16 protein-coding genes are annotated in these 12,320 nt (G+C 35.1%); 13 read left to right on the top strand and 3 right to left on the bottom strand.

The features are described from left to right. Positions 1-10: 10 nt before the first annotated feature. The 7 genes from AAA926_RS04065 to AAA926_RS04035 all read left to right on the top strand — a co-directional run bounded on the left by AAA926_RS04065 (position 11) and on the right by AAA926_RS04035 (position 4,128). The gene (locus AAA926_RS04065) at positions 11-1,006 is read left to right on the top strand and encodes an SIS domain-containing protein (RefSeq protein WP_198180948.1); all 996 of its coding nucleotides are present in this window, start codon (positions 11-13) and stop codon (positions 1,004-1,006) included. A 15-nt stretch (positions 1,007-1,021) separates the two neighbouring features. Continuing rightward, positions 1,022-1,435, top strand: a complete 414-nt coding sequence (locus tag AAA926_RS04060; protein ID WP_198180947.1) for a PTS sugar transporter subunit IIA — start codon at positions 1,022-1,024, stop codon at positions 1,433-1,435. 78 nt (positions 1,436-1,513) lie between these two features. Then, positions 1,514-1,642: a hypothetical protein gene (locus AAA926_RS04055; RefSeq protein WP_255528837.1), complete on the top strand. Its 129-nt coding sequence runs from the start codon at positions 1,514-1,516 to the stop codon at positions 1,640-1,642. A 147-nt stretch (positions 1,643-1,789) separates the two neighbouring features. Beyond that, positions 1,790-2,017 (top strand): hypothetical protein, encoded by a 228-nt coding sequence (locus AAA926_RS04050; protein ID WP_198180946.1) that lies wholly within the window; start codon positions 1,790-1,792, stop codon positions 2,015-2,017. Between the two features lie 254 nt (positions 2,018-2,271). Next, positions 2,272-2,607 carry a PTS sugar transporter subunit IIB gene (locus AAA926_RS04045; RefSeq protein WP_034977128.1) on the top strand — a complete coding sequence of 112 codons (336 nt, stop codon included), beginning with the start codon at positions 2,272-2,274 and terminating at the stop codon, positions 2,605-2,607. A 10-nt stretch (positions 2,608-2,617) separates the two neighbouring features. Beyond that, a complete protein-coding gene (locus tag AAA926_RS04040; protein WP_198180945.1) occupies positions 2,618-2,992 on the top strand; it encodes a PTS lactose/cellobiose transporter subunit IIA in 375 nt (124 codons plus the stop codon). A 194-nt stretch (positions 2,993-3,186) separates the two neighbouring features. Further along, positions 3,187-4,128 (top strand): aldo/keto reductase, encoded by a 942-nt coding sequence (locus AAA926_RS04035; RefSeq protein ID WP_198180944.1) that lies wholly within the window; start codon positions 3,187-3,189, stop codon positions 4,126-4,128. Between the two features lie 166 nt (positions 4,129-4,294). Here AAA926_RS04035 and AAA926_RS04030 read toward each other — a convergent pair whose 3' ends face one another. Next, entirely contained in the window at positions 4,295-5,740 is a 1,446-nt protein-coding gene (locus AAA926_RS04030; protein ID WP_198180943.1) for a 6-phospho-beta-glucosidase, read from the bottom strand. Between the two features lie 151 nt (positions 5,741-5,891). Here AAA926_RS04030 and AAA926_RS04025 point away from each other — a divergent pair, with 151 nt between their 5' ends. From AAA926_RS04025 to AAA926_RS04000, 6 genes are all read left to right on the top strand, one after another. Further along, positions 5,892-6,392, top strand: coding sequence for a PTS cellobiose transporter subunit IIA (locus tag AAA926_RS04025; protein WP_198180942.1), 501 nt, complete (start codon positions 5,892-5,894; stop codon positions 6,390-6,392). A gap of 79 nt (positions 6,393-6,471) precedes the next feature. Beyond that, positions 6,472-7,836: a PTS cellobiose transporter subunit IIC gene (gene celB, locus AAA926_RS04020; RefSeq protein WP_034977143.1), complete on the top strand. Its 1,365-nt coding sequence runs from the start codon at positions 6,472-6,474 to the stop codon at positions 7,834-7,836. 156 nt (positions 7,837-7,992) lie between these two features. Beyond that, positions 7,993-8,463: a Dps family protein gene (locus tag AAA926_RS04015; protein ID WP_034977145.1), complete on the top strand. Its 471-nt coding sequence runs from the start codon at positions 7,993-7,995 to the stop codon at positions 8,461-8,463. Between the two features lie 115 nt (positions 8,464-8,578). Then, the gene (gene rpiA / locus AAA926_RS04010; protein WP_198180941.1) at positions 8,579-9,271 is read left to right on the top strand and encodes a ribose-5-phosphate isomerase RpiA; all 693 of its coding nucleotides are present in this window, start codon (positions 8,579-8,581) and stop codon (positions 9,269-9,271) included. A 114-nt stretch (positions 9,272-9,385) separates the two neighbouring features. Beyond that, positions 9,386-10,309, top strand: coding sequence for a nucleoside hydrolase (locus AAA926_RS04005; protein ID WP_198180940.1), 924 nt, complete (start codon positions 9,386-9,388; stop codon positions 10,307-10,309). Between the two features lie 8 nt (positions 10,310-10,317). Then, positions 10,318-11,043, top strand: a complete 726-nt coding sequence (locus AAA926_RS04000; protein ID WP_198180939.1) for a GntR family transcriptional regulator — start codon at positions 10,318-10,320, stop codon at positions 11,041-11,043. A 54-nt stretch (positions 11,044-11,097) separates the two neighbouring features. Here AAA926_RS04000 and AAA926_RS03995 read toward each other — a convergent pair whose 3' ends face one another. Next, positions 11,098-11,469 carry a bacteriocin immunity protein gene (locus tag AAA926_RS03995; protein WP_198180938.1) on the bottom strand — a complete coding sequence of 124 codons (372 nt, stop codon included), beginning with the start codon at positions 11,467-11,469 and terminating at the stop codon, positions 11,098-11,100. Between the two features lie 4 nt (positions 11,470-11,473). Beyond that, a complete protein-coding gene (locus AAA926_RS03990) occupies positions 11,474-12,238 on the bottom strand; it encodes a DeoR/GlpR family DNA-binding transcription regulator (protein ID WP_198180937.1) in 765 nt (254 codons plus the stop codon). Positions 12,239-12,320: the final 82 nt, after the last annotated feature.

Here is a 12,320-nt window from a genome sequence, read left to right as displayed (position 1 = left end):
AGGAAGAAAAATGCGTAAGTTTAATAAACAAAAATTAGTTGATAGTATGACTGGTGCTCTTAAACTGCGAGGTCAAATTAACAATGTGATTGATCCACTATTTAAAAAAGGCATAACCAACATTTGCTGGCTAGGAATTGGTGGCACCTATGCTTCAGGGATGCAGGCTAATATCCACATGAAGGAAAAAAGTGCTTTAGAAACTTTTTATCAAAATGCTGCTGAATATAATGTAACTGGTAATAAACGTATTACAGATAAGACCTTGGTGGTGATATCTTCAGTTACTGGAAATACTAAAGAAATGGTTGATGCAGTTAAAAACTTAAACCAAGTTGGTGCAATCATTTTAGGTTTTATGGACGATCCGAAAGCTAAGTTAGCTTCAATGCTAACATATTGTATTTCTTATCCTGAAAATGAACAGTTAAAATTCTTTATGGTCGCAGATCGCTTAATGTATTTGAATGGTGAATTTCCAGATTATGACGAATTTTATCAAGAAATGGATCAACATTTTGCAAAAGACATTGCTGACATTGAAGAAAATGCAGATGATTTTGCCCAAAAATTTGCCGAGAAACACCATGACGATGAAATTCATTATTTCGTCGGTGCCGGTAATCAATGGGGCGCCACTTATTCATATGCAATGTGCTATTGGGAAGAACAGCACTGGATTAGAACGCGCGCAGTGGAAGCAGCAGAATTTTTCCATGGGATGTTTGAAATTGTTGACCGGGATACTCCAGTTACCGTTTATGTCGGTGAAGACAGTCAACGGCCATTAAGTGAACGTGTTGCTAAATTTTTACCAGAAATTTGTGGTAACTATACTATTATTGATTCTAAAGACTATGACCTGCCGGGTTTTTCAGAAAAATATCGTGGCACCTTGTCGCCGTTTGTCTTCCATGCGATTAATAACAGAATTGATGTTCATATTGAGCATATTAACCGTCACCCGATGGATATTCGCCGTTATTACCGCTGCTTAGATTATTAATTTTAGCGTGATTATATGGTTGGAGTAATTATTTGTACACATGGTAATTCAGCACCTGAATTATTAAAGTCAGCAGAGATGATTTGCGGTAAACAAGAAAATTGCCAAACCGTGTGTTTCACAGATGGCGAATCTTTAGAACAATTAAAGTCTGAAATAAGTGAAAAGATCAGCCAGCTAAAAGGAACAGTTTTTTGTTTAACAGATCTAAAGGGAGGAACTCCTTTTAATACGCTGGTCAGATTACTAAAAAGTAATCCGGAAATGGAAATTATCACGGGTGTTAATATTCCCATGTTGCTGGAACTGTTCATCAATCGTAGTCAGCTAAAGAAAGAAGAGCTGCTTTCTGGAATAATGACAGCTGGTAAAACTGGGATTTATCGTTATCAAGAGGTCGAGCCATCTGCTGATGACGAAGAATTCTAAGTATCAAAAAGTATAGCGGTCATGATATGACCCATAATATAACCCCCAAATTTAGGACAAAATTGGGGGGTTATTTTTATGTCTAAATTATCTAAACAAAATAAAATTGAAATCTATCAGCTTTGGCATAGTTATGGAGTTTGTGTAACTTTACTCAGTCAGCGTTATCGGGTGGGACAGTCTAATAAGAGTTACTTGTTGGCTTAGTTTTACTAATTAGCGGTTTCATTTCCTTTTTTTATCATTTTTTGAATTTAGAGTTAAAAAACATGATAAAATTTTGGCCACTTTAATTTCAAAAGGTGGTAAAATTACTTTATAATATAGTGAGCTAATTTAAAAGAGGGTGTTAAAATGACAAACTTTTTAACAAGTGCAGCATTTTTAATGATCATTGCTGTGATTATGATGGCTTTAGGGTCTTATCAAATAGTTAATAGTGTCGTTTATATCCGTGGAATCTTGCATAAGGGCACTAATAACGGCTTTATGCCAGTGGCAATGTGGACTTCTCTAATTATTGGTTTGGCATTGTTAATTATTGGTATAGCTGGCATTGTGATGGCTTTTAGGGGATTTTAACTGATTCTTTAAAAGACCACAGGCAATTATTATGTAAATTTTTAAAAGATACATTTAGACTATATTATATTAATATTCGTGGTAAGCAAAGTAGTGCATAACCACGAATATTTATTTTTAATTAGAAAAAATTAGATGTAATTATAAATTTCGAATAATGTAAAAATTAATGGATATATTAGTAAGCGCTATTTTAAACGTGCTATAATAGAAGATATTAATATTAGGATACATTTTAGGAGGAAAGTATTATTATGGCAGAACAAACTATTATGCTTAACTGCAGTGCCGGAATGAGTACATCTTTATTGGTTACCAAAATGCAGCAAGCTGCGAAGGATCAGGGTATTGACGCACATATTTTTGCGTGTCCAGCTTCAGAAGCTTCACAACACATTGAACAAGATCATCCCGACTGTGTGTTGCTTGGACCTCAAATTCGGTATATGGAAGATGACTTTAAGAATAAAGTCCAAGGTCAAGGAAAAGAAGGTAAGGACATTCCTCTTGGAGTTATTGATATGCGTGCTTATGGCATGATGGATGGTAAAAAGGTTTTACAACAAGCAGAAGACTTAATTAACGGATAAGGGGATTACGATGTCTGAAAAGGAAACACCTGAACAAAAAGAACAAGAAACTTTAGAAGCAGCCATGGGACTTATTGCCAATGGTGGTAACGCTAAAAGCCTTGCATTTGAAGCTATTCGTCTTGCGAAAAAGGGTGACATTGCAGGTGCACGTGCTAAATTGAAAGAATCGGATCAATCTTTGAACGAAGCACATAACTCTCAAACAGGGATGTTGACGAAAGAGGCTCAAGGAGATCACACGAAGGTTACCCTTCTGGTAGTCCATTCACAAGATCATTTGATGAATGCCATTACCTTTAGGGATTTGGCTGGAGAAATGGTAGACCTTTATGAAAAGCTTTTTAAAGCAGGTGCGTTAAAGAAAGAAACTGCTAATAAGTAGTTAAAACTTATTTCTACAATAATTTCAATTAGTTAATAAATAGGTAATTTTTTATAAATTACCTAGGTAAAAAACACTGAATTGACTTAACTGATTTAGCTTTAATGAAATGCGGTCTGCTTTTTTCTTATATGTATAAATTACAAAATTATTGCCTTGAGCCTCTCAAGTCATTTATTTAGGAGAGAATCAAAATGAAACAAATAAAAATTGGTAAAAGTGACGTTTATACTACTCCGTTAGGTTTAGGAACTAACAAAGTTGGTGGACATAACTTATTTCAGAATTTAAATGAACAAGATGGCTATGATCTTTTAAGAGAAGCTTTAAAACAAGGAATTAATTTTTTTGATTCAGCTTATGTATATGGTCTGGGAAGATCTGAAGAAATTATTGGTGATGTGCTGCAAGACTATGATCGGTCCAAAGTAATTATTGCTACCAAGGCAGCTCAAGACCAGTCACACGATATGGCTATCAATAATAGACCTGAGTTTATTAAAAAAGCAGTCGATGAAGCCTTGTTACGATTGAAAACAGATTATATTGATATTTTTTACATTCATTTTCCGGACAAGGATACGCCTAAAGATGAAGCAATCGAAACTTTAGATGAGATTCGCAAAGCGGGTAAGATAAGAGCAATTGGTGTTTCCAATTTTTCTTTAGCTCAAATTAAAGAAGCAAACAAAAATGGCAAAGTTGACATTGTTGAAGACCAGTTTAGCCTAGTTCACCAAGCTCCGGTTAAAGAAGAATTAAAGTACTTACAAGAAAATAATATTTCCTTTGTACCGTTCTTCCCATTAGCATCAGGACTTTTGACCGGTAAATATTATTCAAAAGACTGGGAAAAATTTAAAAATAGTGATGGGGGAAAATTACTGGGAGATTTCAGTGAAAAGCAATATGATGAGGCAATGAAAGGTATTGACGGCATCAGAAAAATTGCTGCTGATCATCAAGCGACAGTTACACAAACCGTATTAGCATGGTATATGGCGAATCCTGCAATTAGCGTTGTCATTCCAGGTGCCCGTAATGCTGCCCAGGTTAAGAGTAATGCGGCCGCTATGAAAGTTGATTTAACTTCAGACGAATATCAAAAAATAGATCAATTATTTAGTAACTTTTAAAGAATAGTTACGAAGTTAATGTAACAGTATAGTCATGCTTTTTGTGACTGGCAGTTATTTTTAAGGGCTATTCGGGGTCTATAGTAAAAAAATTGAATACTTAAAAAATAAGCGATTTCTGCTGATTGGCGGAATCGCTTATTTTATGATTGTTTAAAATATTATTCTAATCTAAATTTAGACCATTTGAACTAATAACTTTTTTATACCAGTCAAATGAATCTTTGCGTGATCGTTTCAAAGTACCTTCACCAGCATCATTTTTGTCAACATAGATAAAGCCATACCGTTTATCCATTTGCCCCGTTCCAGCGGATACCAGGTCAATTGGCCCCCATGGCAGGTAGCCCATTAGGTCAACCCCGTCAATTTCCACAGCTTTTTCCATTTCAGAAATGTGCTTTCTTAAGTAATCTACTCTGTAATCATCATGAATAGAGCCATCTTTTTCAACTTTGTCATATGCACCTAAACCATTTTCCACAATAAAAAGTGGTTTGTGATAGCGGTCAGTTAAATGATTTAAAGCAATTCTCAAACCAGCGGGATCAATCTCCCAGCCCCAATCACTTTTTTCTAAAGTTGGATTAGCAGCTTTTGCCTTAGCTAAGTCACTCAATTCATCAGCTTTTACATTTTGGGCTGAGACAGTTGTTGTTTGATAGTAGCTGAAGCCAACATAGTCTACTGTACCTTCTTTCAGTACAATTCTGTCTTCATCAGTAATATCAGGACGATAGCCGTTTCGTTCAATATATGCTTCAACTTCTTTGGGATATTCACCAAAAACATGAACGTCTGAGAACCAGTCGCGCCTTTGTTCAAACTTATCTGCTAGGAGCATATCAGCAGATGAAGAGGTCAAAGGTCTTACTGGAGAATAGTTAATCATACAACCAATTTGAAAATCTGGATTAATCTTATGTCCAATTTTAATAGCCAAAGCTGAAGCAACTAATTCATAATGAGCCGCTTGGTACATTGCAGCTTCTTTTTCTTTATCCGTCATGTTCTTAAGAATAATTCCAGAATTTGTAGCCATTAAAAAGTCATCATTGTATGCAGATTGGTTATCAATTTCATTAAATGTCATCCAATATTTCACTTTACTCTGATACCGTTTAAAACAAACTGTGGCAAAGCGAACAAAGAAATCAATTAATTTGCGGTTAGTAAAGCCGTGGTATTTTTTAACTAAATTAAATGGTATTTCAAAGTGAGATAAAGTAATTACTGGCTCAATGCCGTAGTGATGGCAAGTATCGAACAAGTCATCATAAAATTTTAAACCGGCTTCGTTTGGGTGTTCATCATCACCGTTGGGAAAAATTCTAGTCCAGGCTATGGAGGTCCTGAAGGCTTTAAAACCCATTTCTGCCATTAATTTTATATCTTCTTTATAGTGATGATAAAAGTCTATTGCACTATGGTTAGGATAATTTTTGCCTGCAACAATTCCGTCAGTGATTTCGCGTGGCTTAGAAGCAGAACCTACAGTCATGACGTCAGCAACTGACATTCCTTTGCCATCTTCGTTCCAAGCACCTTCTAACTGATGAGCAGCAACGGCTCCTCCCCATAAAAATCCATCTGGCATTTTTGCTGAATACATTTTTATCTCCTTTTTAGTTAATTGTGATAGCGTTAACAGATATATTTTATAACAATTATTACCTATAGTTCAAGGCGTACAATTATTATCATTATTTGATTAATTTAGACTATACTTGTTAATATAATATAGTAAAGGAATGAAGCTTAAAATGAATAGTTCTTTAGAGAAAAATAAAGTTGAACGTAAAAAACATAATGATAAGATCAAATATCTTTATTTTAGCCGTTATCTAATGGTCCGTTATTGTGTTGTCATTTTTTTGTTTGCTAACCTTTTTTGGCTGTTAATTTTAGTTCAATATAAAAAACTCTTAGGGATAATTTTATCTGGTATACTAACTCTCTTCTCCAGCATTGCTGCTATAGAACAGATAACAAAAATGTACAACCACAGGAGTGATGTACCAATTACAAGAATTTATTTTTGGATACAAATTGTTGCTAATACTTTTCTGATCGTTTGTCTGTTTTTACCTTTTAAATTGCAAATCTTCCCTTTTATAACCAGTACAAGTTCAAGTTATTTTATGATTGCTATTTTATTAGCTGGCATTTTGTTAGCTTATTTCTGTGAACGTAGAATACATAACATTATTATTGGAAAAGATAAATATTTAAATGCAATCGAAACTGCAATAAAAGACAAATAGTTGCATTTTATTTGAATACGCTTACAATATTTGTTAATAGTAATTGATTATGTATTACTATTTGAAAGGAGTATATTTTATGGCTGAACCAAATCAAAAACCAATAAAAGATCGAATTGCTGAAGTGGCCGGTAAATTTGCTGCCACAAGATTTGTAAGGTCGATTATGGATGCGGGTTATAGCGTTATTTCATTTTCGATAATTGGGTCCATTTTCTTAATTTTGACTGTATTGCCGCAAGCAATTCCCGCTCCCGGGTTTGCTACTTGGTATGCGGGAACAATAGGTCGTCTTACTAATCTGTTTCAGTCTGTTTATAATGCTACTATGGGCATCATCGCACTAGTTTTCTCTGGTACTTTTGCTTACTCTTATACAAAAATTTACCGTGATGAAGAACATTTAAACTTGATACCTATAGATGGCTTGATGATGTTCTTAATGGGGTTCTTTATTACCGTAGCTGAATTAGTTTGGAAAAATGGCAGAGTAGAATTTATAACCATATTTACTAAAGACAAAATGGTTGCTGGCGGATACCAAGCAGGTCCATTAACTGGTATTTATCGTATAGGTGCTGTAGGTATTTTTATTGGATTAGTGGTTGCGTGGATAACCGTTCAGATTTATCGCTTTACAATTAAGCACAACTGGCAAATAAAAATGCCAGATTCAGTCCCATCAGGAGTGGCAAACTCATTTAGTGCCATGATACCTGGTTTTTGTGTTGCTGTAGTGATGTCGGCAATTAATATGGCCTTAGTTTTGGCAGGAACTGATTTATTCAATGTGTTATTTATCCCGTTTTCTTTCATCAGCAATATTGCAGATACTTGGTGGGGATTCCTGATCATACTCTTTTTAATTCACTTTTTATGGTGGTTTGGAATTCATGGCGCAACAATTATTAGCTCCTTTTATTCACCAATAGTTTTAGCTAATATGCAGGCAAATGTTAATCAAGGTACTCACCATGTTTTTGCTGGTGAAATTTTAAATGCGTTTGTTACAATTGGTGGTTCAGGTGCCACATTAGGTGTTGCTATCTGGCTGGTATTAAGAGCACGTTCAACACAGTTGAAAGAATTAGGTAAAGTTGAAATTGTACCAGCAATTTTCAATATAAACGAACCAATTCTGTTCGGGTTGCCTATTGTGTATAATATTGACTTATTTGTGCCGTTTATTTGTGCTCCAATGGCTTCCGGTCTGGTAGCTTATTTAGCTATTGCGGCAAGGATAGTTCCGGTCATTAGAGTACAACAGCCTTGGCCAACACCAGTTGGTATTGGTGGCTACTTAGCTACGACAAGTTGGCAAGGAGGGATCCTCGCAATTATATGTGCAATAGTTGCATTTCTAATCTGGTATCCGTTTATTAAGCATTATGACAATGTCACTCTAAAGAAAGAGAAGAACAATGCAACCCCAGATGTTGCATAAAAAATAGATTATTTAAAATCTGTCTGGTAAAGGCAGATTTTTTTATTATAGATTATAGTAGGAGTAAAAAATGCTAAACAATATTTTAGTATTAATAGCGCTTACTGGCTATAATAAAAGTGTAACAATGTTAATAGATTTTGGAGGCACTTTTATATGAAATATCCAAAGACTAAAGAAGTTTTAAACCAATTAGTTGCTGATTTGACTCAACTACACATGGTGGTTCATCAACATCACTGGTACATGCGTGGTAATCGTTTTTTGAAATTACATCCATATTTAGATAAGGTAATGGACGAATTAGCTGACCAACTGGATCAAGTTTCTGAACGTTTAATTACTCTTGATGGTTCTCCAGTTTCAACCTTAGGTGAAATAGCAGCTAAAACTAAGATTCCTGATGAAAAGGGCAATTGGAACGAAACAATAGATGAACGTTATGCAAAAATTATTGAAGATTACCATTACCTTGATCAACTCTATGAAGAAGGCATTAAAGTCAGTGATGAAGAAGGAGACTATTCAACTAATGATATGTTAACTGGTTTCCACACTGATGTAGAAAAGAGAATTTGGATGATGTCAGGCGAAATTAACAAGGCTCCTGAAATTGATCCGGAATAATAAAGTCAAGTTTAAAAGCAGTTTATAGCTGCTTTTTTTGTATCTTCTTTTTCTAATATTTTTGCTATAATAATTTTAGTCACAGATCAATTACGTATTTTAGAAAGCATGAATCATGGATAAAGAAGAACAGGATAAGTTAAAAAAGCAGGCTGCAATTAAAGCTGCTGAATTAGTAAAACCTGGAATGAAACTAGGAGTAGGTACTGGTTCAACAGTGGCATTTTTAATTGATGAATTGGGCAGAAGAAAAAAAGAAGAAGGACTTAATTTAGCAGCCGTGGTAACGACTTCAAGTAGAAGCAAGAAGCAAATGGAAAGCTACGGGTTTCATGTTGATGACTTGAAAGCAGTAGACCAACTGGATTTGACCATCGACGGTGCAGACAGATTAGCAGCTAATTTTGATGGTATTAAAGGTGGCGGTGGCGCTTTAACCATGGAAAAAAACGTTGCAGTTAATTCTCGCAAAATAATTTGGATTGTAGACGAATCTAAAGTGGTTGAGCGTTTAAGCGGTTTTCCTTTGCCTGTTGAAGTTTTACCTATTTCATGTGAACAAAATTTTAGACTTTTTCAAGCTGAAGGCTTAAATCCGCAGTGGCGCATGTCAGGAAATGAACGCTTTGTAACTCATTATGGCAATTTTATTATCGATTTGAATATTGATCCTATTCCTGTTCCTGGTGGTTTAGCTGATTATTTGGATCATACCGTAGGCGTGGTAGAACATGGGCTTTTTTTGGGAATGTGCGATGAAGCCATTATTGCTCATTCAAATGGTAAGATAGAAGATCGTAAAAAGTAAATTTATGAGTTGACCCAAGTTTGTCTATTTGGTTAACTCTTTTTATTTTTACAGCAAGAAAAGGCTAAATTTGGTATTATTGTTTTATAACTATTTTTTAAAAAGAGGATACTCATGTTAAAAAAACCTTTGATAATTAGTACTGATCCCGGAATTGATGATGTTGTAGCAATTACCGCTGCCTTATTTGCTCCTGAATTTGATGTTAAATTAATAGCAGCAACTTGGGGCAATGTACCATTGAAAAATACTTTGGATAATACTTTAAAATTGGAAACATTTTTAAAAACCACTGTCCCCGTTGTAAGTGGTGCTGTCAGACCATTATTGCGAGATCAAATTGATGCTTCGGATGTTCACGGAAAGAGTGGACTGGCTGGGTTTGACTTTCCTAGCCCTGATATGAGTTTGTTAAAACCAGGTATTGCTGCAGAGGCAATTCATGAAGTTGTTGCGGGCAGTGCTGAAAAAGTAACGTTAATGCAAATTGGACCAGCAACAGATTTTGCACTTTACTTTAGACAATTTCCAGAAGATCTGGATAAAATTGAGCAACTTGTAATTATGGGTGGTGCAATCGGTCGCGGCAATTGGGGACCTTATGCAGAATATAATGTGGCAGGAGATCCTGAAGCAGCCCAGATTGTTTTTTCAAGTGGTGTAAAAATTTTGTTGGCACCTCTTGAATTAGGACATCAAGCATATGTGACTTCAGATGTTTTGGCCCAAATTAAGCAATTAGGCAGAACGGGAGACATGCTCTATCATATTATGAGTAATTTACATGATCATACTGAAACCAATGGCCGTGAAGTATACGATGCATTGGCAGCAGGCATGCTGGTAAAACCCGAAATGTTTATTTTTGAGCCTGCATATGTTCTAGTTGATACCAAAAGTCCAAGCGCTTATGGTGCTTCTTTGATTGATTTTAATAACTTCTTTAATAAACCAGCAAATGTTCAAGTTGGAGTGAAAGTTGACCGCAAGCAATTTTCAGAATGGTTAATTGCTGCCGTCAAGAATATAAATAATTGAGGTAGATAATGGCTGATTTCGTTTATCGTACTGTAATGCGCGATATTAAACAGAATATTTTAGATAATAAATATGAGGGGATGCGCCTTCCAGACGAGCGTAGTCTAGCTGAACACTATCAAGTAAGTCGTTCCTCAATGAAAAGGGCGATGGAGCTGCTTTCTCAACAAGGGATTGTCTTTAAAAAAAGGGGTAGTGGAACATTTATTAACCCTTTATATTTAAAAAATCAATCTTTGTTTCGTTATGAAGGGTCTAACCTAGGTTTGACTGATAGTTTGAAGGTTCCAGGCAAAAAGCAGGGGATCAAATTGCTTTCTTTTAGCGTAATCAAGACTCCCAAAGGGATAGCACAAGACTTATTTCTTAAAGAAAATGACTTTGTGTACCAATTTAAAAGGCTGCGTTTTTTAGATGAACAACCATTTTTAATAGAAACAGGCTATGTACCGATTAAAATTGTTCCTGAACTCAAACCAGAACACTTGAAAAAATCACTTTTTAATTACTTAGAAGATTCGCAAAATAAAGTCGTTACCAAAGCGTTTCTGAATATTACGGTTGAACCTTCAAATGATGAAGACCAGTCTCGACTTAATTTAAAAAAGAGTGAACCAGTAGGAGTAATGGAAGGTATCTTCTTTTTGGATGATGGAACTCCATTTGAAGTTTCTACAATGCGAATTCATTATCAATATATGAAATTCAATACATTTGTTAATTTGAATAAATAGAAAAAGCAGGCTTAAGCCTGCTTTTTTGGGATACATTCTATTTAAAAAAGAAAATCAAACATTCTTGAATTGTTGCAGATCCATAATCCGTCCAGTATAAACAAAGTTTAAGTTGATTTTTCTGGTTTTATCACTTAAGTCACGTAAAAGTTTTTGCTGCAAGGTCGTTAAATGCAAATGCTGCATTGCGACACATGCCTCAATATACAATACTAATTTGCCAGTATAATCTAATGGGTGATCTTTACTGTCAAACTTGCGCATTACCATACCAACGGCATCACGAATTTGCTTATATTTTTTGATATTCAATTCATTGTATATATTACTAAAAAAACTGTTATAAAATTGGTCTAAATCTTGATAAACTTCTTCGATTAGCTGTTGCTGCTTTGTTGAAAACAAACTAGCTAAAAAGCTGCGCATAACCTCACTTCCTTAATACTGAAATGATTTGCGTTTTGGGCGAAAAACAATTCTGAAATTTTTTGGGCAAAGGCAAATCGGTGATTAGAACGTCAATCTTATTAAGCGGAATTGACATGTAAGGAGAAGTATTTTGACTATCAAATTTGTATTTTTCTGCGACGACGATCACTTGTTTTGCTCTGGAACAGGCAACTTTGATTATTTCTGAATCATCCATTTTTGCGGAATAAATGCCATCACTTTTAACATTCGATGTGCCAATAAAGGCAGTATTAAAGCTCAGTCGATGCAAAAGTTCAAGTGAATCAACAGAGTAATTAAACCTGTCTTCCTTATCCATTTTGCCTCCAAGAAGCCTTACCCTTGGTAATTTAGATTGCAACAATGCTAAAGAGTTGTCGATTGAATTAGTGACTATCTGGAGATCAGTACCACAAATTAATTTGCACAATTTTTTTAAAGTGGTAGATGGACCAATAAAGTCGCATTGATTAGAATGGACAAACCTTTGAGCCATTTTTGCCATCTTGGTTTTGACCGGGGAATCGATTTGACTTCTCGTGAGAAAGTTGGGCACATCACTTCGATCTATTGCGACTAATCCACCGTGAACTCTGATAGCTTGGCCAGTTGAAGTTAACCGCACTACATCACGACGGGCTGTGTCAAAAGAAATGTTGAAATAATTTGCTAACTTGCGAGTACTCAAATGATTTTCTTGATTAAGCATTTGCTTAATTTGCCGCAGACATTCTTCTTGTGTCATATTACTTCTCCTCCCATTAATTTAGCATCATAGTCAATATTACTTTATCTTTTTTTCTGTATTTGTGTTAAAAAATAAGTGT

Origin of the sequence: Lactobacillus juensis (genome assembly GCF_036246285.1) — a bacterium.
Classification (GTDB): Bacteria; Bacillota; Bacilli; order Lactobacillales; family Lactobacillaceae; genus Lactobacillus; species Lactobacillus juensis.
The sequence above is the reverse complement of the archived record's forward strand: the minus strand, read 5'-3'. Positions and strand labels throughout refer to the sequence as shown.

Bases quoted from the DNA above. Each gene is read 5' to 3' on its own strand.
- AAA926_RS04065 (WP_198180948.1), top strand. From the start codon at position 11: ATGCGTAAGTTTAATAAACAAAAATTAGTTGATAGTATGACTGGTGCT.
- AAA926_RS04060 (WP_198180947.1), top strand. From the start codon at position 1,022: ATGGTTGGAGTAATTATTTGTACACATGGTAATTCAGCACCTGAATTA.
- AAA926_RS04055 (WP_255528837.1), top strand. From the start codon at position 1,514: ATGTCTAAATTATCTAAACAAAATAAAATTGAAATCTATCAGCTTTGG.
- AAA926_RS04050 (WP_198180946.1), top strand. From the start codon at position 1,790: ATGACAAACTTTTTAACAAGTGCAGCATTTTTAATGATCATTGCTGTG.
- AAA926_RS04045 (WP_034977128.1), top strand. From the start codon at position 2,272: ATGGCAGAACAAACTATTATGCTTAACTGCAGTGCCGGAATGAGTACA.
- AAA926_RS04040 (WP_198180945.1), top strand. From the start codon at position 2,618: ATGTCTGAAAAGGAAACACCTGAACAAAAAGAACAAGAAACTTTAGAA.
- AAA926_RS04035 (WP_198180944.1), top strand. From the start codon at position 3,187: ATGAAACAAATAAAAATTGGTAAAAGTGACGTTTATACTACTCCGTTA.
- AAA926_RS04030 (WP_198180943.1), bottom strand. From the start codon at position 5,740: ATGTATTCAGCAAAAATGCCAGATGGATTTTTATGGGGAGGAGCCGTT.
- AAA926_RS04025 (WP_198180942.1), top strand. From the start codon at position 5,892: ATGAATAGTTCTTTAGAGAAAAATAAAGTTGAACGTAAAAAACATAAT.
- celB (WP_034977143.1), top strand. From the start codon at position 6,472: ATGGCTGAACCAAATCAAAAACCAATAAAAGATCGAATTGCTGAAGTG.
- AAA926_RS04015 (WP_034977145.1), top strand. From the start codon at position 7,993: ATGAAATATCCAAAGACTAAAGAAGTTTTAAACCAATTAGTTGCTGAT.
- rpiA (WP_198180941.1), top strand. From the start codon at position 8,579: ATGGATAAAGAAGAACAGGATAAGTTAAAAAAGCAGGCTGCAATTAAA.
- AAA926_RS04005 (WP_198180940.1), top strand. From the start codon at position 9,386: ATGTTAAAAAAACCTTTGATAATTAGTACTGATCCCGGAATTGATGAT.
- AAA926_RS04000 (WP_198180939.1), top strand. From the start codon at position 10,318: ATGGCTGATTTCGTTTATCGTACTGTAATGCGCGATATTAAACAGAAT.
- AAA926_RS03995 (WP_198180938.1), bottom strand. From the start codon at position 11,469: ATGCGCAGCTTTTTAGCTAGTTTGTTTTCAACAAAGCAGCAACAGCTA.
- AAA926_RS03990 (WP_198180937.1), bottom strand. From the start codon at position 12,238: ATGACACAAGAAGAATGTCTGCGGCAAATTAAGCAAATGCTTAATCAA.